Source organism: Serratia sp. AR11, from assembly GCF_056376275.1.
In genome coordinates, this window is the sequence record NZ_CM150739.1 from 4,899,665 (window position 1) to 4,922,521 (window position 22,857).

Below are 22,857 nucleotides of genomic sequence, written 5' to 3' on the forward strand. Positions count from 1 at the left end.
AGATGACTGGCATGTAACGTTTTCACTTCAGGGAAAGCGCGCCGAACAACCTGCATCACCCGTTCAAGCTAATCATGCCATTTTGCAGCCGGTCAGGCACTCAGTGCAACTCTGAAACGGGGCTATCTCAGGCAAGTATAGCCCCGGCAAGAAAATTTGAGGTATCAGTCAATCAGGGCGTGACGATAGCGATACAGCATGTCGGCCAGACGTTTTACCGGCCCGGTAACGCTGAGCGGGGCCTGATAATCCACCAGCTTCTGCTGATAATCGTTCATTTCACTCAACAGCCGATCGTAATAATAAGCACGTTTTACCTCGTTCTTCGCCGAGACCATGTGGTCGGCGGTACTGCGGATCTGCTTATGGAAAGCCGAAAGCTCCTCGCTAACCGGGATCTCAGCCCGCTGCATACGCTGGTGAGCGATAATCAGGTTCAGCGCCAATCGGTACTTGGCAATATCGTTCGGGAACATCATCAGCAGCTGATTCAACTGCTGATACAGCGCAGGCAGGTGGTTTTGCTGACGGCGTGCGGCCTTGGTAGTCAGCGCCGATACCGCGCTGCCGACAAACTGGTTCAGCAAGGTGCGACCGGTACGTTCACGCGAGTTATCGCGGATCAGCAGCAGCACCATCAGGCCCACACAGCTGCCGAGGAACTGGCCAAGCGCACCATCAAGGAACTGCGTGACGTTGAACTCCATCGGGTTGCTCAATACCAGAATATTGATGGTCCCCGCCAGCAGGCCAAGCGAGCCCAACCGTCGTTTCTGCACCTCGATACCGATGAAAAACGCCAGCAAGCCCAGACTGAGGCACAGCAGTAAAATACTTTGCTGAGTCGCCGGCAGGATCACCATAAAATACAGTGAGCCGACCGGGATCGCCGCCAGCATACCCAGGATAAAGTCCATCGCCACCATGCGCGGTGCCGGGGTGCGCATCGCCAGGGAGGTGATCACCGCAATGATCACCATAAAGCCGCTGCCGGAGGTCCAGCCGGTCCACAGCCACAGCAGGCTGCCAAAGGCCGTCGCCACAAAGGTGCGCAGACCGTTAATCATCGCGTGGTGTCTTTCCGCCGAGGTCGGTTTAACCACCACCTCACTGCTCAACACCCCTTCTTCTACCGAACTGATACTGCTGTTGGTGTGTACGCCTTTGGCCAGCAGCAGGTAGCGAGTGGCCGCCCCCACCCAACTGGTGATGGTCACTAATGTCTCGTCGGTACGGTTAGTGGTCAGCACCTGCCGCAACAACTTCATGCGTTTATGGATTTCCTGCGGCGTTTGAGCCGGAACCATCAGCAACTCGCGAACGTTTTCTTTCAGCGCATCCGGGTGGTTCAACAGGATTAAATAGGTCTCGCAGGCCTGGGTAATCAACGTCAGCGAAAGCGTATGCAGCGCCAGAATGCGGCGATTCACCTTTTGCCAGCGTGATGACTCCATCATCAGGTTGCTGCGCATGCCGTTCAGCGCTGTGGTGCTCTTCACCAAATTGCTCCAGGCACGGTCGATATCTTCTTTCTCGGCATTGCTGATGCACATCTGCATCAACAGGTACTGATCCACCAGCAGTTTATCCACCGCCCGGTCGATATCCTGTTTGATTGAACGCGGCGAGAACAGCAAGTCTGCCAACACGGCGCTGACGATCCCCAGCACGATCTCACTGCAGCGCTCAATAGCGAACTGCGGCGCTTCCAGCAGATGCGCTTCGCTGCTGGCAACGGTGACAATAATGATTAGCGCGGTATAACCCGCCAGGCCCCAGGCATAGGAGTTTTCAACTTTAACCAGAGAGGAAATCCAGGTGCAGAAGCCGGCCCAGATGCAGCACAGCAGCAACATCACCACCGGCGCACGCGCCGTAGTGACGATAATCGCTATGCCGACAAAGCAGCCGATGAATGTGCCGATAATACGCAGCCAACCGCGATGACGAATAGCACCGGAAAAAGGCTCGCCGCCCGCGGCAAAGGCCGTACCGGCGGCCACGATGGCGGCGGTCATCGCCGACCAGCGTGGGGTTTCCAGATTGAGATGGAAGCCGACGAACAGCGCAAACACCACCGCAAAGCTGAGCTTGAAGGCAAATCTCAGCCGAATAAAGGTTGGGTTATTCATTAACCGAACTCACGCAGCCGATGCATCAAACGCACAAAAGGCGAGCCGCTGTCGGTAGCGCGGTCATTCTTACCGGTGATCACCACGGTAGCGGTGGTGCCAGCCGGGTACGGGTGCAATTGGTCTTTGTCGTCCAGCAGGATTTTTACCGGCACGCGCTGCGCCAGACGCACCCACTCCAGGTTGCTGTCGATCGACGCCAACCCTTTGCTGTTCACGGTGCTGCTGCTGTTGTTGACGGCGGCGGCCACGCTATCGACGGTGCCGTGCATGATGCGGTTACTGCCCAGCGGAGTGATTTCCGCACGGTCGCCCTTGTTCAGGCCATTGAGCTTGGTTTCTTCCAGATAGGCCAGAATGTAGAAGCTGTTTTTCTTCACCAGCGCCACGGCGACTGAACCCCGGGTGATGTATTCGCCGGCGTGAACGTTCAGGTTGGTGATCCAGCCATCGGCCGGTGCGCGTACCGTAGTGCGTTCCAGATCCAATTTAGCCAGTTCACGGGTCGCTACAGCCTTCGCCAGCTGATGCTCTACGGTTTGCAATACGTTATTCGCCTGGTCGATCTCTTCCTGCGACATCGCCTGCACGCCGAGGCGCACACGGCGGCCGGCTTCACGTCTTTTTTCTGCCGCCAGCGTCTGGTAGTAGGCGACATCGGCATTGGCTTCCGCCAGGGCCTGTTGGTAGCGCGGCTGGTCAATCACCAGCAGCACCTGCCCTTTCTTCACCAGTTGGTTATCCACCAGAGGGACATCGGTCAACAGACCGGTGACGTCCGGGGCGATCGCCACCACGTCGGCGGTGAACTTGGCGTCACGCGTCCACGGGGATTCGGTGTAGAACACCCAGGCCTTGAATATGGCTATGATCCCCAGCAGGACCAGAATCAGAGTGATCGCGATTCGGGTTATTTTTATTGAAAAATTTTTCACAGCGACCTCAAACGAAAAGACAGGTAATCAGATAGAACAAACAGCAGTACAGCGCAGTATTAAACAGCGCTGGATGCCAGACAAAATCGTAAATCCCGGTGGGTTGCAGCAGGCGGCGCAGCAAAAAAAACAGCGCCAGCGAGAGCAGCAACTCAAAAAATATCGGGGGAAACGACAGTCCGAAAATGACCATAACCGGAAGCAAACTCATCAATTTTTCCTTATTGTTCACTGCACCGGGCGTTAAGAACTCTATCCATTCACATTCTCTTTACATTTTAGCTGACACGCACCACAAATTCAGGCCCAGACAGGTCAGGAACCTGAAATAAGAGTAAACTCTGGAGCGTACATCCGCGATAGGGACTGCGAGGATATCGGAGGGATCGGCCACTATGGCGCTGCCGATCGCACTCGCGCGTTAGTAAGGTCTTTTCACCCGACCTGTTTATATTAGCGTGCTTACTATCAAGTCATCAACAATCTGTGATCTAAATCACTTTTAAGCCAGAGTGAATAATGGAAAGACTAAAACGGATGTCGGTATTCGCCAAAGTGGTTGAATGCGGGTCATTTACTGCGGCAGCGCGCCAGTTGGATATGAGCGTTTCGTCTATCAGCCAGACCGTCTCCAAACTGGAAAATGAGCTGCAGGTCAAGCTGCTTAACCGCAGCACGCGCAGCATTGGCCTGACGGAGGCCGGAAAAATCTATTATCAGGGCTGTCGCCGCATGCTGCTGGAAGTCAGCGAAGTGCATGAGCAGCTGTACGCGTTTAACAATACGCCGACCGGCACGCTGCGCATTGGTAGCTCATCCACCATGGCACAAAACGTGCTGGCAACCATGACCGCAGATATGCTCAAAGAGTACCCCGGCCTGACGGTGAACCTGGTGACCGGTATCCCGGCACCGGATCTGATCGCCGACGGGCTGGATGTAGTGATCCGCACCGGCGCGCTGCAGGATTCCAGCCTGTTCTCCAAACGCCTGGGTTCAATGCCGATGGTAGTGTGCGCCGCCAAAAGCTATCTCAGCCAGCACGGCACGCCACTAAAACCAAGCGATATGGTCAATTTTTCCTGGCTGGAATACAGCGTGCGGCCAGACAGCGAGTTCGAGCTGATCGCGCCAGAAGGCATCAGCACGCGCATCTCGCCGCAGGGACGCTTCGTCACCAACGATTCACAGACCATGATCCGCTGGCTGAAAGCCGGGGCCGGTATCGCCTATGCACCGCTGATGTGGGTGATCGAGGAGATCAAACGCGGAGAGATCGAGATCCTGTTCAAAAACTACCATTCGGATCCTCGCCCGGTGTACGCAGTGTACACCGAGAAAGACAAGCTGCCGCTCAAGGTGCAGGTGTGCATCAACTACCTGACCGAGTACTTTAAGCGCGTGGGGGAAGTCTATCAGGGCTACCGCTGAGCAATACACGACGCGCCAAGGTGCCAAGCACCAGTAATGCCAGCATGCCCAGCCCCCAGATTAACCAGACGGCGTACTTCGCCCAGGTGAGCAACAGTGGGAAAGACCCCGCCAGCCAGTTCCCCAGTTGCTGCAACTGCGGCAGCCAAGTGTCCAATAGCGCCTGCGGCACCAGGCTGAGCAAGCCGGTAAGCTGCGGTGCCAACTGTGCCGAACCGCTCTGCGCCAGCCCCGTTAACGCGGGCAACCAGCCCAATACGCCAGAAACGCCCCAGGCCAGCAGCGTCCATAACGCCATTACCGCCAACAGCACTGCCACACTCCATCCACGTTTTGTCATGGCTATCCCCCGTTAGCGGCCTTGCCGCATTGTTGGCAAAAACGGCTGCCCGGTGACAACGGCGCTGAACACCCGCTGCACTGTGCCGCCGCCGTCTCGAAAGGTTGTCCACAACGGTGGCAATAACGGGCGCCGGGCTTGTTAGGTGCCTGACATTGCAGGCATTGTGGCCCCTGCTCGCCGTGTTGGTTATAGCGGTTGCCATGGCGGCCACTGCGATGCCCTGAGCGCTGGTGCCCACCGCCAAAATCGCCTTGTCCCAAGAGTTTTTTCAACAGGCTCATCGCGCTTCTCCTCTGTGCTTTACGCCAGGTTATAGAATAAACCCTGGAGTAAACTCCAGGGTAAAGCGCGCCGAAGGGGATTTACGTTTAATTACATCGCTAAATCAGCAACGCTTTGATGTGGTTAGCAAAAAGCATTATCGGTCATTACCTCGCCCACCACCGGTGCGCTATGCTGCGGGGACCTCTCCCTGCATCAGGAATAACAATGAAAAAAATCATACTGGACTGCGACCCGGGACATGACGACGCGATCGCCATGCTGCTGGCCTGGGGTAACCCGCAGATCGATCTGCTGGCCGTGACCACCGTGGTGGGCAACCAAACGCTGGAGAAGGTCACCCGTAACGCGCTGGCCGTCGCACGCATCGCCAATATTACCGGCGTACCCTTTGCCGCCGGCTGCCCGCGCCCGTTGGTACGCCAGATAGAAGTCGCACCAGATATCCATGGCGAATCCGGCCTGGATGGCCCGGTGTTACCGAAGCCAACGCTGGCGCTGGAACCCTGCCACGCGGTTGATCTGATCATCGATACCATCATGGCTCACCCGCCGGGCAGCGTGACGCTGGTTCCGACCGGCGGCCTGACCAACATCGCCATGGCGGTGCGCAAAGAACCACGCATTGCCGAACGAGTGAAAGAAGTGGTGCTGATGGGCGGCGGCTACCACGTGGGCAACTGGAGCGCGGTGGCGGAATTTAATATCAAGATCGATCCGGAAGCCGCGCACATCGTGTTCAATGAAAAGTGGCCGCTGACCATGGTCGGGCTGGATCTGACCCATCAGGCGCTCGCCACGCCAGAAGTCTGTGCCCGCATCGCCGCTATCCAAACCGGACCAGCCAGGTTTGTCGGCGAACTGCTTGAATTCTTTGGCAAGATGTATCAGCAGGCGCAAGGTTTTAGCGCCCCGCCGGTGCACGATCCTTGCGCGGTGGCCTATGTGATCGACCCCGAAGTGATGACGGTGCGTAAAGTCCCGGTGGATATCGAACTGACCGGCACCCTGACGCTGGGCATGACGGTAGCCGACTTCCGCGCCGCACCGCCGCCGGACTGCCACACTCAGGTGGCGGTGACGCTGGATCAGGATAAGTTTTGGGATTTGATAGTGGATGCGCTGGAGAGAATTGGGGAAGTGAAGGTTTAGGCTTCGGCTTGTAGGACAGGTAATAGTAAGGCGGTGGGCCGGGGGGTGTTTGGATAGCTGCCTGGCCTGGGTTTATCGAGGGGGATAAACTAGCGTTTTAGCAATGCAGTTAATTGCCCATCCAACTGGCTAAGGCAGTTATCCATATATTCCGTGGTGACCTGCTTCACCATCGCATAATCACTGGCTTGCCACTGCGCCAACGATGCCGTTCGCGGCGTTGGGCTGCACTTGAACTGGTCGAAAGCTGAGAACATGTTCCCCCCCTTCCGGCCGTTTATAAAAGGTAACCGCGTAGCGCAGTTCGAATGGAGTGTCACTTTTCGAAAGCTCTTGATACACCAGCAACCACCTGGCGGGAGTGATATGTAATTGACACATCATTTATTCGCTATGCACACTCTGTCTCCAAACCACTTTCGCTTTTCCTTACTTGATAAAAACTTACATATTCCAAATAATTTATACTTTACTTCACTAACAGTTACCAGATTTTTATCGCAATAGGATAGGTCTTCTATAAACCAAAAGTATATATTGCGCAAAAAATTGCTCTTCTGATAAAATAATTATCTGACTCATACCAATAGAATGCAAAGTTAGATAATTTATCCTCTATCTCACACCTAGATTCACTATGTAACATTGCCTCTATTTCCAAATGTAGCCACGTGAGCATACTGTAGGATCTTTTATTTCCACTTCATTTATAAACCTTTTGAAATAAAATTCAAATTAATATATATCCAATTTTTATCTAAGTATAGTGACGATAATACAAGCAATGTTTCTGAAGCATTTCCATTAACAACCTCAGACTCAGAAAAATCAAAAATATATTTATATACAGATCGAATAGGGTAGTGAATATTTGACTTTTTAATAACATAAAGTGATAAAATACCATCCAAAATCACGTCATTAAATATATTAACTCTGTTATCTCCATCCATAGATACAATCCCATTCATTCATAGAAAGCACATAATCAAGTTGTGCGTCAACGATCTTTCTTTAGTTGAAAGATCCTCAATCCCAATTGATCTTACTAATAACTTAGTTATATATTGTACATTTAGAAATAGAGTCCAGCTTAAAATATTCCGATTTAATATTATTTACTTGCGTATAGTGATTGTAATCGCTGAATGTAACATTTTCATAATTAATAAATATTTTATTATTACCTTTAATAAAGTCAATCATTTCATTTTTAGCTTCTAACGACAATGATTTTTTACGTCATAGGTTTCAGGAAAAATATCATAATAATATCCCTTTTCCGTTAGTGTGCTCATTGATCTATAAGTAGAGCTGAAGAATATATTTCCATCATAAGATGATGAGTCGTTCACATCAAACAAAAATAAACCAGGTTTTTTTTCTAAAACCAATGCAGTTAACGTATTCACTGAAGGTATTCCTATGCCTTTAGGCTCGAAGATAGTAACACATTCAAACCTATCGCCATTTTTTAGCGAATTATAAACCTGTAAAGCTTCCTCATAGGTAGCCGCATGAGTTTGGTTTACAGTAATTAACAGTAGCAGAACATAGTATTTTGACATATTGACCATCCATAGTTCATTAGAGAAACATCCCATCACCTAAGTGTAGATCAAGTTTAATTTAACTCATCATTATCCCCATATAAATTAGCATCTTGTTTACTATTTGGTTTGATTCATGTCCTGCCTTTGGTTGGCCTGGTCACGAATAACCACGCTACCGCCCGACATCGCCGCCTGCGTGGTGGCTTCCGCACGGAGAACTGGTGATTGGTGAGGACTGGCTGGCCAACTCCGGCATCACCGATGCCGAACAATTGGAAGTCATCTCTGCCCCCAGCACTATCTGGTTCTAGCTACGGAAATTGGAAACTTTCGTATGTAGAACCAGAACCCGGCCAACTGGCCGGGTTATTAAATCACGTACCACCAACTTTTATACCTAAGCGAAAAATTTCAGTTGGGAACAATGGTTGCAATATTATTTCACTATTGAAAATAAACAACTTTGGTGATAGAGCCGTAACATCATATACATTTTCAGCAATCAACTTTAATTTTGTTCTGAATATAGGAACGCTAGAGTCATCTACAATAACAAATACATCATCAATTCTTATAAAATCACTACGCAATATGTCATCAATACTTTCATAATCAGAGTGTTTTATTTTTGACCAATCAACGTTTCCTGCAACAAAGGGATACGACCCAAAAATCTCAACAACATCATTTTTACACTCTCCATCAACAATATTAAAATCAGTATGTAATGCCTCTTTACACTCTTCGAATAAAGTCATTTAGCTTACCTATTTAGCTGTTTCAATATCGTTTCAAACGACTTTTCATTACCCTCAAAAGGTACGACCTGCTTTATCGCTTTGCCTGGCCCTTTCCCTTGAGAATAATCCCAGATATTAATATGAGTTCCTTTTTCTGGATCATAGTCAACACGCCAGCCTATCTTCCCGTCATTAGATTGACGCCCAATGACCTTTCCATTCCCAGCACTTACTTCTAACCGCCCTATGACAGGTTTGGAATCTGATCCTAAATTACCCACAATACTCAATGCCTTGTTTCGAGCACCTTCCCAACTCTTCTCAGGTTTAAGTATTTGTTCTATTCGGTTTCCTGTCTGTGCCCCAGCTTTGGCCTTACCAATCCCCGCAGCAATCCCGGCAGCACTGGTTCCTGCTGCCTGTGCCAATGAGTTTATCGCTAGCTGTTTCGCTTCAGACGAATCACCAGACATTAACGCATTGTGGATTGCTGCGTTTCGGTCTGCTTCAAGCTGGATGGTCGTCACCTGAAGAACAGCTAATTCATTCTGTTCTGCCGGGCTTAACCCACCATTAACGCGAGATTTTTCCAGCAACTCGTTTGCACGGTTGGCATAATCAGCCTGCAATTTGCCAACTTCATTTGCCTTATCCACACACTCCTGAGCGCCTTTACAACCTATAACGCTCTCACGTTGCTCGGCATTGATGTTCTTGTACTTATCAATAACAGCATTTTCACAGGCAGCACCGCCCTGGCACTGAGTCATCTCCTGAGCACGGGATTTGTTGTCATCACCGATACGCGCTTTGATTTCTCTCGCCAGATACGGTGCCGCGCCGCTCGCCAGTGCTCCGGCAAGATTGTTCCCCGCCAGCGCCTGCAGCGCCCCCGTCACCGCCTGTGCGGCTCTTTGTATATCGCTGCCGGTGCCGTATTCCTTCATCTCGGCTTGATATTCCGGCGTTTTACGCAACGCTTTCGCGTCCAGCCCCAGATGCTTATCCTTCGCCGCCTTCAGCCCATTAATATCACCCTGGGTGCGGATAACATCCATCGTCTGTCCGGCGATCTCACCAATCAGCTGCGCCTGCTTCAGCCGGTTCTGCTCTTTCTCCTTGTCGAATATCGGTCCGATACTGCCGTTGGCGTTATCGGTATCCCGGCTCAGTTGATTAACATCCTGCTGCTGGTTGGCCTGGTCCCGAATAACCACGCTACCGCCCGACACCGCCGTCTGCGTGGTGCCTTCTGCACGGAGAGCTGGCGATTGGCGGAGACTGGCTCACCGATGCCGAACAACTGTATGTCACCGCCGCAGCTGCAGCTGTAGCGGCAGGAAGATGGATTTAGGGCTTAGAAGTAAAGATTCCGGCACAAGGCCGGGAACTTTACTATTATTGCTTAAATTTAATCGATTCTTGATCTAAGTAAGTTTGCCAGTTTCTAAATAGTCTCTCAGTATTCTCCCTATGACTATGGATACTAGGATCATAGCCATCACTGGCAGGCATATATGCAACAAAACTTTCAATCGCCTCAGGATAATCAAAATCCTCATAAATGGTCTCAACCATTTTTAATGGTTCTGAGTAATCATGACGATTAGTAAATAACCATAGCAATATAATAAAAATCCATTTTTCTTGAGCTACAGACTCATCCGAATTTATGCAACATACTGATAAAACATCTAATATTAAATTTATCTCATGAGTGTCCTCTTTGCTTTTAAAAGACAACTCAAGCTCTAACTGTGACGATTCACCTAATGACACTATATATTCAGCATGTTTTACAATCGAATGCCATCCGATTAATTTTTTTTCATAAGCCCACTTAATATCAAACCATGACAGTTTAATGTGGCTACAAATAAATTCATGTGATATTGGAAGTATATCCATATTATTTCACCTTCGGCGATTTTTTATTCGGCATTCCTGTTATACCAACACCTTCAATAAAGCGTTGGTGCGTGACATTTCCTGTCTTATCATAAATATACTCAAAAACGCCATCCTTCCCATTAAATGATCCTTTGGTCTGCAACAGTGAACGTTTCACTCCATCCCCACCAGTAATAGTGAACACCTCACCAGCCATTAATTGCTCTCGGCTTAAATAGCTAGCACCACGATGGCCAGGATCTGGTTTAAGACCACTACCAACACGTTGAGCATCAAGGATTTTATCAACAACCGAAGACTTTATTAAAGTATTAGCAGTTTTACCCAATACAGCAATTGCGCGCTCTGCAGGTAAAGAACTCAATAACGCCAGAGCATAATCTTTAGTCGATTCAGCCTGAAGCAATGCCATCACAGTATCTGATGCAGGAGAATTTTCCAGAATTACTTTAACTACATCTTCTGGCAAGTCTCCTTTCAAATAATGGTCTCGAATAGCTTGTTTTTCTTGCGCAGTCAGCGTGTTATCGGCTGAAAGCCCTTTTTCTAACGAGCCCGCCCCTTCAAAATATTTCGCACCTTGACTACCAAATATGTCCCCCAGGCTGCTCAGCGCATTATTCTCCACCGCATTCTTAGCGGCTTGCGAACCTGTCACCACACCTGCGCTGCTGTCTGCAGCAAGACCTCCCGCCAGCCCTGCGGCCAGCTGGCTCAGCGCACTGACCTGCTGTTTCTCGCTTTCTGTCAGGTCCGAGATTTTACGGCCCTGGAACATCTCACTCAGTATCACCCGCGCTACCAGCTCGCCACCACCGGCCCCTACCGCACCCGCTACCGCCGACTGGTTGTTCAACTGCGCGGTTATCGCACCCAGCACCGCATGCGCCATCGCGTTGGCGGCCACGTTGTCATCACCGATACGCGCTTTGATTTCTCTCGCCAGATACGGTGCCGCGCCGCTCGCCAGTGCTCCGGCAAGATTGTTCCCCGCCAGCGCCTGCAGCGCCCCCGTCACCGCCTGTGCGGCTCTTTGTATATCGCTGCCGGTGCCGTATTCCTTCATCTCGGCTTGATATTCCGGCGTTTTACGCAACGCTTTCACGTCCAGCCCCGGATGCTTATCCTTCGCCGCCTTCAGCCCATTAATATCACCCTGGGTGCGGATAACATCCATCGTCTGTCCGGCGATCTCACCAATCAGCTGCGCCTGCTTCAGCCGGTTCTGCTCTTTCTCCTTGTCGAATATCTGTCCGATACTGTCGTTGGCGTTATCGGTATCCCGGCTCAGTTGATTAACATCCTGCTGCTGGTTGGCCTGGTCCCGAATGACCACGCTACCGCCCGACACTGCCGCCTGCGTGGTGTCTTCTGCATGCCCTTTATTACCCGCGCCGGACAGGGCTGCGCCCGCCAGATTGGTTAGCAAGTCGGCCCCTACCGGGCCACCGCTGCTGATGCTGCCCCCCTGATGCTCGGCCTTGAAATCCGCCTGATTATGGATATCACTGAAGCCCAAGGTGCCGGTATCAAGGCGGTTTTTATCCGCCGTAGCCGTGCTGGCAATCACCGCGCCATCTAACTGCGTATGCTCGCCCACCTTAACATCATAGCCGCCCTTGCCGGCAAACAGACCGGTTTGCTCCTGCACGCTGTCATAATTACTGTGCAGTTTGTCACGACTCATGCTCAAGCTGGCGGAGCCACCGGCACCGATGATGGCCACGCTGACGCCACCACTGACGCTGGTCTGTTTGGCGTCGTAATTATCGCTATCCTGCTGGCTTTGCAACGTCAGATTACGCCCGGCATCCACCTTCACCGTTTCGCCACTGGTCTGCGCACCCGACAACAGAGTATCCCGGCCGCTGTGCATTGACAGCGTGCCGCCACTGTCTATCGTCGCTTCACTCCAAAACGTGCCATCGCCATGCTCGCTGCCCTGGCTCTTGTTGGCATTGGCGAACACGCTCAATCCGGTCTGTTGCCCTACGCCAATACTGACGCCGATATTGCCGCCGCTGCTCTTGTTGCTGCCCTCGGTCTTCTGCGTATTGGCTGCGCCCAGCAGCAGCACATCCCGTTCGGCACTCAGGGTGGTGTCGCCCCCTGCTTTGAGCTGGCTGCCCACTACGGCAATATCGCCACTGTCGGCCGAGTTACCCTTGCCGGTGGCCGTCACCTGCAAGTTATTACCGGCGTTGAGCGTCGAGCCAGTAACTGAGGTTTGCTCCTGATGCTGTTTCGACGACGATTTCTGTGCCCCCAGCGAGACACTGATACCTACCATGCTGCCTTCTTCGGTATCGGTATTGCCGACTTGTGCCAGTTGCCCTGCCTGAACGGCCTGCACGCCAGATAAGGCTGCTTTGGTGCCCTGCAATGCCGCCAACCGACCATCAGTTTCCTGCTTCGCTTGCTGGGCCGTCGTTACCGCCGTGTTGATGGCGCTACCAACCGTGCCGGACAAGGCGAGGCTCAGACCACTTTGTTTCTGTTCAAAGGTTTCATCACGACGACGGATATCCTGACCCGGATCGATTTGTACGCTATCTCCCGTCACCGACAGGTTCTTATCCGCAATCACGTCCGCGCCGCCGATATGCGCCTTGGCGCCGGCCACGATATTCACGTCGCCGCCGGTAGAGCCAATGGTGCTGACGCTCTGGCTTTGGGTGGTGCCGTCTTCGTTCAACTGATGACGGGAAGATTTGCTGCCGAAGGTCACGCCGATGCCACCGCCGCTGAACATGCCGCTGGTTTTTTTCTCGTTCAGCCGATAACGGGATTGCTCCTCGGTGGCTGCCACAATGTCGACGTTATTGCCTGCCTGCAGGTTTACCTTGCCGTCGCCGACCACCGTCGAGCCTTGCACCTTGAGATCGTTACCGACATTGAGTGAGACATTGTTCCCGCTCAGTAGCCCGCCTTTCTCGCGGGTGGCGTAATCCTCTTCCACCGTATGGGTGGTGGTTTTGGACATCAGGCCTTTTTTGACCTTGGTCTCTTCAAAGAAGCTATAGTCGCTTTCGGTGGCGCTGTTCAGCGCGATATCACGCCCGGCACTCACCGCCACGTCGCCGCTGGCCTGGGCCTGGGTGGCGTTAAGGGCCGCGTCCCGTCCGGCCTGAATGCGCGTGTCGCCGCCGCTGGCGATTTCAGTGCCCTGCTGGCGTATGGACTCGTTTACTCGCTGTTGGCGACCGCCGTGACTTTCCTGATATTCCCGGCTTTGTTGAGTATTGAGGTTAACGTCACGCCCGGCGCGGAGTTCAACGTCGTTATCCGCCACCAGCGCCGCCGCCTGCGAATTCAAATCGCGACCGGCCTGCAGCTGCAGATCCCCACCGCTGGTGAGGGTGCTGCGCGTCGCGCCACTGCTGATGTGTTCGCTACCGTCGGTTTTCTGACGGCTCCCCTGTTCGGCGGTGTTCAGATTGATGTCACGCCCGGCTGTTAATGCCGCATCACCCTTGCTGCCGATTTGGCTGGCAACCAGGTTCAGATCCTGCCCGGCGTTGACGTTTAGCGCCCCACCCGCACTGATTTCAGTGGCCAGGCTGCCATGGGTTTCACTTTCTTTTAGCCCACCGCCCCAGCGGCCGCCGTCTGACTTATCGACGCGAGAAGTGTTATTGGCAAGCAGGTTGATGTCGCCACCCGCCCGTAGATCCATTGCACCACCAGAGGTAACCTGCGCCCCGGTAACATCGATATTGTTACCGGCCTGCATATTCAATGTATCTCCGGCGCGGATCACGGCGGTATCACCGACTTCGGTACGCGACAGCGTCAGCGATTGGCCACCCAGGGTACCGGTGGCATCCCACTGGCGGGCCTGGGTTTTATTGATAATGCTGCCGTCCTGGCTTTCAAGCTCGACCCGCTGACCGCTGATGGTCGAGCCGATATTGCTGATATCCCCAATAGCGTTCAAACTCAGCCCATCGTTAGCGTTGATCATCCCCTGATTAAGATTGCTGATGCCTGCCTGGCTGTTGACGTTCAGCCGCTGACCGCCCTGCAGCGTGCTGGCGTCGTTACGGATGTTGCCACCGTTCAGGTTAACCTTGTTGCCCGCAATCACGCTGCCGCTCAGCGGGGCGACGTCAGCTTTGGCCAAGTACAATTTTGGTGCCAGCACCGTCTGGCCGTTGACCGTCACCTTCTCCCACCAGACGATGCTGTGCTCCAGCTGTGAAACCTGTGCCGGTGTCAGGCCGATGCCGAACTGCAACTTCAGGCCGCTCTGCGCCCGTGCCGCGTTGTCGATCAACTGCTGCATCTGCGCCAGTTCGGATCCGACGCCGTTAAGATAGCGCTGACCGGTCTGGCTGAGCATCGCATTGCTGATGTAACGGGTATCGAACGCCGCATCGCCCAGGAAACGGTAGTCGTAATCGGGGTTTAACTTTAAGCGGTCGAGGAAATAGGCCGAGCCGATAAACTGCTTCTCGTTGGTGAAACGGCTGTCGCCTTCACGCGGGGCCGTACCCGGCTGTTGGCCCAGCATGGCGTAGAGATCGTTGAACAGGCTGTTGTCCAACTGGCCCAGGCCGTCCAGTTTGGGATTGGTGGTGATCAGATAGGGGCTGTTCGGGTCTTCGGTCACGATAAAACGACCGTTGCCACCGGTTGGCAACGGGTAATCCGCCAGATTGTCTTTCCACTCCGGCGAACCAAACACTACGCTTTGATCCTTCGCCAGGGCATGTTGTTCTACCGCATTGACGGCTTCCGGTTGCTGCAGGCTATCCAGCGTCGGCCGTGCCAGAGTGTGACTGAGGCTACCGGCGTTCGGGGTCACAGTGGTATTGCTGATATCGTCGGTAAACTTGGCGTTGACTGCACCGCCAGCCTGGATCACTGAACGATAGACACCGTCGTCAGTGCGTTCAGTGCGCACGTCTCCGCTGGCTTTATAGTGGATATTTTTGTCGTCGATTTTCCCTTTGGCGTAATTATTGATTGCAGAGACCGCGGATACCTTCGGCGTATTATCCGAGCCCGGCAACGGCGGTTTTTGATAGGTATAGGTTTGATAACGTGTTTCTGTACCCGCAGCCCATGACTGGTTGTTCAGCGTGCTGCCGGTGAGCGCAATATCCCCATCGGCCAGAATATCGCTGGCCAGATTATCCAGCGTCGTGGCATTCAGCGTCATGTTACGGCCGGCGGCAATGCGCGCCGCGCCGCCCGAGCTGCTGACCGTCACTTTGCTGGTCGACAATGCCAGCTCTTTTGTGGTGGCATACGGCGAGGCGTAGGTATACGTCTTGTACACTTCACGCGCAGCATCCCCCGCCATTTGACGCATGGTCTCCACGGTGTAATAACCGTACTCGTCATCGTTAAAGAAGCTCAGCGGAATGCTGGCCGTGGCCCCGTTCAGCCAGTCGTATTTTTTGGTCAGATCTTCCTGCGTAACCGAGGTTTTCAGCCCATCACGCTGATTAAGCAGATGCGCGGTTTTGATCTGAATATCGCCGGTTTCGGTCTCGATGGTGCCCGAGGTGTTGACGATCTGGCTGTTGGTATTACCGTCGGCGTCTTTCTGCATCCACAGTTTGTTGGCTGCCAGAATGTCGCCACGCTGGTTGGTGATACGATCAGCCAGCAACTTCATATCGACGCCGGCGTACAGCATGCCGCTGTTGAGTAATGAGTTGGCGGCACTCAACAGCAGAGTACCGGCGGTGCCGATAAAGCCGTTGTTGCTGATGTCGCCACGGCTCAACAGCTGCACCAATCCGCCCGACTGCAGGCTGGCGGCGGCGTTTTGAGTTATCCCGGCGGCTTCGAGGCGCATTTCTCCGCTGCCGCCACGCAATGAACCGGCGTTGCTCAACTGACCGCCGCTGCGAATATCCACACTCTGGCCCTGAGTGGCGCCCTGCAGCAGAATATCGCCGTCGCTGGTCAGAACCAGCGCTTTGCCCGCCGCCAGAGTTCCGCTCTGGGTGAAGGCGTCTTTCAGCGTCAACGTCATGTTGCCCAGCGCCACCAATTGGCCGTACTGATTCAACTGGGTGCTGGCCAGTGAAATATCGCCGCCACTCAATAGCTTGCCGCTGTTCTGGTTATCAATCTGCCGCGCTTTGAGGCTCATCTGGCTTGTCGCCAGCAGCGTGCCGGTGTTATCCAGGCTGTCCGCCTTCAGTTTTAAATTACCGCCCTGCAACGTCCCTTTATTATTCAGAGTATCCAGCGTGAGCTGGTTATCGCCGGAGGTGCTCAATGTGCCGCTGTTATCCAACGTCGTGCCGGTGAACGTCAGGCTGTCGGCCTGCAGTAAGCCGCTGTTGTTCAGCGTCGGTGCTTGCAGACTCAGCGCACCACCTGCCATCAGGTTACCTGAGTTGATCAATTGAAGATCCAACTGCAGCGCGCTGCTGCCATCACCCTGCAGATCCCCGGCGTTTTTGAGCTCTTTAGCCTCCAGCTGCAACGTCCCCAGACTGCGCACATTGCCGCCGGCCAGGTTATTGAATATGCCGCTTAGCTTGGCCTCGAGGCTTTTTTGCCCCTGCAGCCTGCCGCTGTTGGTCAGGTCTGCAGCGCTTAACTTCAATTCTTCTGCCTGTATATGACCCTGGTTGTTCAAGGTCAGCGCCGTCAGGTCCGCTTTGCCATTGGAGAAAATCTTGCTGTCGAGACCGGCATCAAGATCGCCGCTTAGATCCAGTGTGATCCCTTTGCCCGCCTGCAGCGTACCTTTATGATCCAACTGCCGCGCAGTCAGCGTGATACGATCCCCCTGCCATAATCCGCTGTTATTAACCGTCGCCGCCTGGGCCGTTAATTCGCCTTCGCTGAGCAGCTTGCCCCCAGTAGCGTTGGTCAGATCCTTAGCCAACTGCAACACCAGCTTTTGTACGCCGTGCAGGTTGCCGGTGTTGTTCAGCGATTCGCTTAACACCAGATCCAGCGTCTGGGCACCCATCAGCCCACTGTTCACCAGGTTATCGCCGCGTAGCTCCAGCCGTTGGTCAGCCAGCAGATCCCCCTGCTGATCGAGCTGTTTTACCTTCAGCGTGGCGTTCTCAGTGGCCTTCAGGTGTCCGCGCTGCTTCAGCGAGTCTCCGCCCCAGTCAATATTGTGTGCGTCTATTTCGCCACTGTTATCCGCCGTGGCGGCAGAAAACTTCAAATCCTCCAGCGTGTTGAACACGCCGGCCAGCTGCGCGTCTTGCGCAACCTTGAGCTTCATGTCCTGTTTGGACTGGGTGCGGGCGCCGGCGGTAGACAGCAGTTTTTTTGTCTCTATCGTCAGGCCAAGTTCACTGGAAAGCAGCCCGCCGAGCCGTACATCATCGGCGTTGAGGGTGATATTGCCGTCGCTCAGCAGCGATGAACCCAGCTCGGTTTTCAGAGAGCCGGTGTGAACAAGGGTGACACCCTGCTTGCCGCTGGCGCTTCCGGCCAGTAAAAATTCACCCGCCTGTACCGTCAATGGGCCATCGGCAAGTAGTGAGCCCGCGACATTAAGCCTGTCGCGTACCCGCAGTTCGAGTTGTTGTTGGGAACCGATCGCCCCCTTATTGTCGACACCGTTGGCGGTGATGGTCTGCATTCCCCCCGCTTGCAACTGCCCAAGGTTAGCGAGTTGGTTGCTGGTCAGGTTCTGCGTGCCCTGAGCCTGGATCAGGCCGCTGTTGGTCAGATTCTGTGTCTTAACACGGCTGTCGCGATTGGCAGCCAGCTGGCCAGCGTTGGTCAGATGATTGGCCTGCAACTGCAGATCGCGTCCAGCGGTCAGGGTGCCCTGCCAGTTACCGTCGCCGCTGAGCGTCAGGTGGATATCACCTTCGGCCGTCAGGCTGCTGTTTTTATCGCTGCTCAGGCTGGCAGCATCCACTTGCAGGCGGCCGTCCGTATCGGCTTTGCCCGCCTGCAGTTTGCCTGCGGCAGTCAGTTGCATATCCCCTTTGGCGCTCAGCGTGGCCTGACTCATGGCAATATCGCCACCGCTATTCAGGGTAAGCGCCTGCCCGGCCTTGTGGTTGCCGCTGAGCGTTATTCCCGCCGCAGTGGCATTCAGACCGCCCTGCGCCAGGGTTTTATTCAGTCGCAGTTGGCCATTGGCATCCAGCTGAATATCGCCTTCACGCGCGGTGAGGTTGCCGAGGTTGACCCCGACCCCTTTTTCACTGGACACCAAATGAATACGGTTGGCGTACATACCGCCAAGGGCGCCGGTGTCGATGGCCACCTTGGGCACGTCGCCATTACCGGCGATCGCCGTGGCTTTGCCGGTAGCGTCCACCCGGTTAGCCCCGAGCGTGATGTTGAGATCTTTGGCATACAGTTGAGCGTTAATCTCGGTAGCGCGGGCGATCAGGGCGAATTTGTCGCTCTTGCTGGCGTCCAGCCCCTTACCCTGAATGGTGATCGCCCCTTGGGTGACTTCCAGCGCCTGCAGCTTGCCGTCGGCACCCAGCACCGGTTTGCCGGTGGTCAGCGTCGCGTTAGGGGTGTTGATAAAGCCGCAGCCGTCGCAGGTGATGCCATAGGGGTTGGCGACCATCACGCTGGCCTGCTTGCCTGCCACCTCCAGGTAGCCCTGAAGCTGTGAAGGGTTCGGTGCCACCACTTCGTTGATGATGCCCTGCGCTTCCTTGCCGGCCTGCAGGTTGGGGTTGTTCTGGATCAGGCCGCCAAGCTGGCTCTGGTTGAGCTGACCGGTGGCGTTGTTGAGGATCATGCCCTCTTTGCCGACGTTGAAATCGTTGTATTTGTTATGGGAAATACCGGCCTGATTCGGCGTGGCAATGTTGACCACCGGCACGCCGTTGGCGGCCTGATCGACACGGGTATTACCTTCGGCCACGTTAACGCCTTCGGCCAGCGCCGGCAGCAGCGGCTGCCCGGCCAGTAACATGCACAGGGTGTAGCTCAGCAGACGCTGAGGGGTATTAAGCGGTTGATTCTGTTTACGCTTCATCCTTGAAACCTTCCTGTACAGTAGCGTTAAAGTACGATATTCACCCGGTAGTAAACCGAAACCCGATCCGGCTTCAACCAGTCGGGATAAGCCAGCGGCCAGCCGACGGTCAGTTGGCTGCCGAAATAGCGGCCGCGGCTGCCCAGCCCCACTGCGCCGCCCCACAGCGTGCCGGAGGCGTTAGCGTCCAGCTTGTCACGCTGTAAATAGCCACCATCGAGCGCCGCCAGGGCGTTGATGCTGCCGAGGTACGGCAATGTCACCAGCGTGCGATTGACTTCGTTACGCCAGTAACCGCCCTTGTCACCAGAAAGGTATTGTTCCTTGAAACCACGCACAGAGCTTTCACCACCTATCGTCAGGCGTTCGCTGCCGTACAAACGGTGGTTACTCCACTGGCTGTAAAGACTGGTGAGATAGGTCCAATCTTGCGCCAGCGGCAGATAGTAGCTGCCGGAAAGCGAAAGTTTGTGAAACTCGGCCCGGGGCGCTTCCTTGATTTTTCCGCTGTCATTTTCTGCGCCCAGCCAGGGGACACCACGGCTGTAGGCCGGGTTCAGGGTGGCGAACCCGCCCAGCAATTTCTGGCTATGGCTGACCCCTAACGTCACGCTGGTCAGCTTGCGGCTGCTGCTTTCCAGCCGGGTATCGTTGAGGTAATTGCGATTGATACGGTGCGTCAGCCCCAGCGACAGGCCGGTTTTCATTTCGCCGTCACGGAACAGCACCCGCGAAACGCCCAGGCGATGGGTCTGGCTGTCACCGCTGGAGCGCCAGTCAAAACCCTGGTTATTGAGAGTGGTCAGGTAATCGCTGTAGGAATAGTTGTAATCCAGCGTCCAGTAGCCGTAGGGCAGGCTGACGCCGGTTTGTACGCTGCGTGCGTTGTGATCGTTGGCAAAATCACTGCTGCGGGCGCCGGCGACAAACCATTGGTCCGCCAACCCGAGCAGGTTATTGCCGGTCAAGGATCCGTTGATCTGCCCGCTCCCGGTGCTTTTTTGCCCGCTGTTGTCGAAACCCAGCCCCAGCATCAGCGGAAATTCGGGTTTGGCGCTCAGATTGACCAATGAGTAACCCGGTTGGCTGCCGGGCAGGATTTCTATCTGCACCGGTTGCTGACGCAGGCGGTTAATCTGCTCCATGCCCTGCTCGATATCACGCAGGTTAAGGATCTTGCCCTGCAGGCCCGGGAAGGCCATTTTCAGCATCCGATCGTCCTGCTTTTCCAGCTGAATTTTCTCCAGCTTGCCTTCCAGCACCAGTAACCGCAGTTCGCCACGCGACAGATCCTGCTCGGTCAGAAATACGCGGCTGGTGATATAGCCACGGCCGATATACCAGTCGGAGATCTGCTGCACCAGCGTTTGGATTTGCCCCAGATTCAGGCATTGCTGCAGGTAATTCTGGGTGAGTTTACGTTGCGCGCTGGCAGGCAGATGCTCGGCGCCTTCCAGTTGAATTTGGGTGATGGTGAAACAAGGACCACCCGCGTTGGCGCTGGGGGCCGGGGTTGCTGGCAAGGTCGGCGTCAGGCTGCGTTGCAATTCCTGTCGCTGCTGCTGGTTTTGTTCCAGTAATTCGCGCTGCTGTTGTTGGATCGTGTCGCGATCCGCCGGGCTAAGCAGGTTAGCGCCGGTGGCGGAAGAAAAGAAAATGCACAGCAAAGCAGCCGAAAGCCGTTGAGTAACTGAATCCATTCAGAAGACCATCCGTGTGTTTTTTCAGCATTTTAACGACAGGACGGGGAATGTAACAAGGTTGAATCATTAGCCAATAAGGTAGTTCAGGCCGATTGGTAGAGACAATTCCTAAGCCAAACCGCAGAAAATTACCTGTAATAGTTAAATATAATTCATTGATTCGCACGAAAAGGAAAAAACAGTGGATCGCTCTTTATTTCAGCTAAACCCAAAAATTGCTGCTAATGCGATGAGCGCCGCAAAACAGAAACGGATAGGGGCCGTGAACCGGCCCCTGGAAAGTATTACGCGGTACCACCGACGGTCAGGGTGTCCAGCTTAAGGGTCGGTTGACCAACCCCCACCGGCAGGCTTTGCCCCTCTTTACCGCAAACGCCAACGCCTTTATCCAGCGCCAGATCGTTGCCCACCATCGAAATTTGCTGCATTGCCTCAATACCTGAGCCGATCAGTGTGGCACCCTTCACCGGCTTGGTGATGCGGCCTTTTTCGATCAGGTAGGCTTCGGTGGTGGAAAAAACAAACTTGCCGGAGGTGATATCCACCTGGCCGCCGCCAAAGTTCGGCGCGTACAGGCCGTATTCAACGCTGGCGATGATCTCTTCCGGCGTAGACTTGCCCGCCAGCATGTAGGTGTTGGTCATGCGCGGCATCGGCAGATGCGCATAGGACTCACGGCGGCCGTTACCGGTCGGTGCAACGCCCATCAGACGCGCATTGAGTTTGTCCTGCATATAACCTTTCAGGATACCGTTCTCAATCAACATGTTGTACTGGCCCGGTACGCCTTCGTCGTCGATCGCCAGTGAACCTCGTAACCCCTGCAAAGTGCCGTCATCCACCACCGTACAAAGCTCTGAGGCCACCAACTGGCCCATCTGGCCGCTAAACACCGAGGTACCGCGACGGTTAAAGTCGCCTTCCAGACCATGGCCCACCGCTTCATGCAGCAGGACGCCCGGCCAGCCAGCGCCCAGCACCACCGGCATATTACCGGCTGGGGCCGCAACGGCAGAAAGGTTAATCAATGCCATGCGCACCGCTTCTTTGGCGTAGGCATCGGCACGGACTTCGCCATCGGCGATTTCCAGAAAATAGTCATAGCCGAAACGGCCACCGCCGCCGCTGGAACCGCGTTCACGCTTGCCGTCTTGCTCCACCAGTACGCTGACAGACAAGCGCACTAATGGGCGAACGTCCGCAGCCAGAGTACCGTCGGTGGCCGCCACCAGAATTTGTTCATACACGCCGGTGATACTGGCGCTAACTTCCTGCACCCGCTTATCGGCCGCGCGGGCTACCTTGTCAATGCGGTGCAACAGGGCGATTTTCTCTTCCCGCGGCAGGCTTTGCAGCGGATCGAGCAGGGGATACAGCGCCTTATGGCTGATTTCACCCAAGGTATGCACCTGACCATTACCGCTGTCACGCACTATGCTGCGCGCGGCATGGGCACTTTGCTGCAAGGCGTTCAGGGTGATTTGATCGGCATAGGCGAAGCCGGTTTTCTCGCCGCTCACGGCGCGTACTCCAACCCCTTGGTCGATATTGTAAGAGCCATCCTTGATGATACCGTCTTCAATCACCCAGGCTTCGTGGTAGCTCGACTGGAAATAGAGATCGGCGTAATCGAGGCGGCGTTCGGCCAGTTGCCCCAGGACGGAAAACAGATCCTGGTGGCTCAGCTTATTGGCAGCAAGTAACTGCTCACTGACAAACGTCAGGCTCATA

The 22,857-nt window shown here is 54.2% G+C and carries 14 protein-coding genes and 1 pseudogene; 2 read left to right on the forward strand and 13 right to left on the reverse strand.

Annotated features, from left to right (window positions below; genetic code table 11):
* Positions 1-164 precede the first annotated feature (164 nt).
* From aaeB to aaeX, 3 genes are read right to left on the reverse strand one after another with little or no spacing between them, the layout of a single operon-like run.
* Complete coding sequence (gene aaeB / locus ACSOSI_RS23175; protein WP_476706233.1) at positions 165-2,132, reverse strand: p-hydroxybenzoic acid efflux pump subunit AaeB; 1,968 nt, start codon at positions 2,130-2,132, stop codon at positions 165-167.
* Complete coding sequence (gene aaeA / locus ACSOSI_RS23180; RefSeq protein ID WP_012147086.1) at positions 2,132-3,067, reverse strand: p-hydroxybenzoic acid efflux pump subunit AaeA; 936 nt, start codon at positions 3,065-3,067, stop codon at positions 2,132-2,134. Before aaeA ends, aaeB begins: the two co-directional genes overlap by 1 nt.
* A 7-nt stretch (positions 3,068-3,074) precedes the next feature.
* On the reverse strand, positions 3,075-3,278 hold the full coding sequence (aaeX, locus tag ACSOSI_RS23185; RefSeq protein WP_012147087.1) for a p-hydroxybenzoic acid efflux pump operon protein AaeX: 204 nt from the start codon (positions 3,276-3,278) through the stop codon (positions 3,075-3,077).
* A 308-nt stretch (positions 3,279-3,586) separates the two neighbouring features.
* Between aaeX and aaeR the strand changes: the two genes are divergently transcribed.
* Positions 3,587-4,498 carry an HTH-type transcriptional activator AaeR gene (gene aaeR, locus ACSOSI_RS23190; RefSeq protein ID WP_012147088.1) on the forward strand — a complete coding sequence of 304 codons (912 nt, stop codon included), beginning with the start codon at positions 3,587-3,589 and terminating at the stop codon, positions 4,496-4,498.
* Here the strand turns inward: aaeR and ACSOSI_RS23195 are convergent.
* Together ACSOSI_RS23195 and ACSOSI_RS23200 are read right to left on the reverse strand one after the other, a co-directional pair.
* Positions 4,461-4,838 (reverse strand): hypothetical protein, encoded by a 378-nt coding sequence (locus ACSOSI_RS23195; protein WP_476706234.1) that lies wholly within the window; start codon positions 4,836-4,838, stop codon positions 4,461-4,463. The genes aaeR and ACSOSI_RS23195 overlap by 38 nt on opposite strands.
* Positions 4,839-4,840: 2 nt before the next feature.
* The gene (locus tag ACSOSI_RS23200) at positions 4,841-5,122 is read right to left on the reverse strand and encodes a zinc ribbon domain-containing protein (protein ID WP_261132964.1); all 282 of its coding nucleotides are present in this window, start codon (positions 5,120-5,122) and stop codon (positions 4,841-4,843) included.
* Positions 5,123-5,330: 208 nt separating this feature from the next.
* Between ACSOSI_RS23200 and uriH the strand changes: the two genes are divergently transcribed.
* Positions 5,331-6,275, forward strand: a complete 945-nt coding sequence (uriH, locus tag ACSOSI_RS23205) for a uridine-preferring nucleoside hydrolase UriH (protein WP_017894163.1) — start codon at positions 5,331-5,333, stop codon at positions 6,273-6,275.
* Between the two features lie 89 nt (positions 6,276-6,364).
* On the opposite strand, the gene ACSOSI_RS23210 is transcribed toward uriH, so the two are convergent.
* The 8 genes and pseudogenes from ACSOSI_RS23210 to tldD form a co-directional block, all read right to left on the reverse strand.
* Positions 6,365-6,532, reverse strand: a complete 168-nt coding sequence (locus ACSOSI_RS23210) for a hypothetical protein (protein ID WP_329907766.1) — start codon at positions 6,530-6,532, stop codon at positions 6,365-6,367.
* 963 nt (positions 6,533-7,495) lie between these two features.
* Positions 7,496-7,843: a hypothetical protein gene (locus ACSOSI_RS23215; RefSeq protein WP_476706235.1), complete on the reverse strand. Its 348-nt coding sequence runs from the start codon at positions 7,841-7,843 to the stop codon at positions 7,496-7,498.
* 359 nt (positions 7,844-8,202) lie between these two features.
* A complete protein-coding gene (locus tag ACSOSI_RS23220) occupies positions 8,203-8,586 on the reverse strand; it encodes a CDI toxin immunity protein (protein ID WP_476706236.1) in 384 nt (127 codons plus the stop codon).
* Between the two features lie 5 nt (positions 8,587-8,591).
* Positions 8,592-9,824: pseudogene (locus ACSOSI_RS23225) on the reverse strand (hypothetical protein); the annotation flags it as partial.
* Between the two features lie 142 nt (positions 9,825-9,966).
* Complete coding sequence (locus ACSOSI_RS23230) at positions 9,967-10,476, reverse strand: DUF2247 family protein (protein ID WP_476706237.1); 510 nt, start codon at positions 10,474-10,476, stop codon at positions 9,967-9,969.
* 1 nt (position 10,477) lies between these two features.
* Complete coding sequence (locus tag ACSOSI_RS23235; protein WP_476706238.1) at positions 10,478-19,423, reverse strand: hemagglutinin repeat-containing protein; 8,946 nt, start codon at positions 19,421-19,423, stop codon at positions 10,478-10,480.
* A 26-nt stretch (positions 19,424-19,449) separates the two neighbouring features.
* Positions 19,450-21,123 carry a ShlB/FhaC/HecB family hemolysin secretion/activation protein gene (locus tag ACSOSI_RS23240; protein ID WP_476706239.1) on the reverse strand — a complete coding sequence of 558 codons (1,674 nt, stop codon included), beginning with the start codon at positions 21,121-21,123 and terminating at the stop codon, positions 19,450-19,452.
* A 287-nt stretch (positions 21,124-21,410) separates the two neighbouring features.
* Positions 21,411-22,856: a metalloprotease TldD gene (gene tldD, locus ACSOSI_RS23245; RefSeq protein ID WP_012147099.1), complete on the reverse strand. Its 1,446-nt coding sequence runs from the start codon at positions 22,854-22,856 to the stop codon at positions 21,411-21,413.
* Position 22,857: the final 1 nt, after the last annotated feature.

Excerpts from the sequence above, each read along its gene's own strand:
- ACSOSI_RS23195 (WP_476706234.1), bottom strand. The coding sequence starts at position 4,838 with ATGACAAAACGTGGATGGAGTGTGGCAGTGCTGTTGGCGGTAATGGCG.
- tldD (WP_012147099.1), bottom strand. The coding sequence starts at position 22,856 with ATGAGCCTGACGTTTGTCAGTGAGCAGTTACTTGCTGCCAATAAGCTG.
- ACSOSI_RS23230 (WP_476706237.1), bottom strand. The coding sequence starts at position 10,476 with ATGGATATACTTCCAATATCACATGAATTTATTTGTAGCCACATTAAA.
- uriH (WP_017894163.1), top strand. The coding sequence starts at position 5,331 with ATGAAAAAAATCATACTGGACTGCGACCCGGGACATGACGACGCGATC.
- ACSOSI_RS23220 (WP_476706236.1), bottom strand. The coding sequence starts at position 8,586 with ATGACTTTATTCGAAGAGTGTAAAGAGGCATTACATACTGATTTTAAT.
- ACSOSI_RS23200 (WP_261132964.1), bottom strand. The coding sequence starts at position 5,122 with ATGAGCCTGTTGAAAAAACTCTTGGGACAAGGCGATTTTGGCGGTGGG.
- ACSOSI_RS23215 (WP_476706235.1), bottom strand. The coding sequence starts at position 7,843 with ATGTCAAAATACTATGTTCTGCTACTGTTAATTACTGTAAACCAAACT.
- ACSOSI_RS23210 (WP_329907766.1), bottom strand. The coding sequence starts at position 6,532 with ATGTTCTCAGCTTTCGACCAGTTCAAGTGCAGCCCAACGCCGCGAACG.
- ACSOSI_RS23240 (WP_476706239.1), bottom strand. The coding sequence starts at position 21,123 with ATGGATTCAGTTACTCAACGGCTTTCGGCTGCTTTGCTGTGCATTTTC.
- aaeR (WP_012147088.1), top strand. The coding sequence starts at position 3,587 with ATGGAAAGACTAAAACGGATGTCGGTATTCGCCAAAGTGGTTGAATGC.
- aaeB (WP_476706233.1), bottom strand. The coding sequence starts at position 2,132 with ATGAATAACCCAACCTTTATTCGGCTGAGATTTGCCTTCAAGCTCAGC.
- ACSOSI_RS23235 (WP_476706238.1), bottom strand. The coding sequence starts at position 19,423 with ATGAAGCGTAAACAGAATCAACCGCTTAATACCCCTCAGCGTCTGCTG.
- aaeX (WP_012147087.1), bottom strand. The coding sequence starts at position 3,278 with ATGAGTTTGCTTCCGGTTATGGTCATTTTCGGACTGTCGTTTCCCCCG.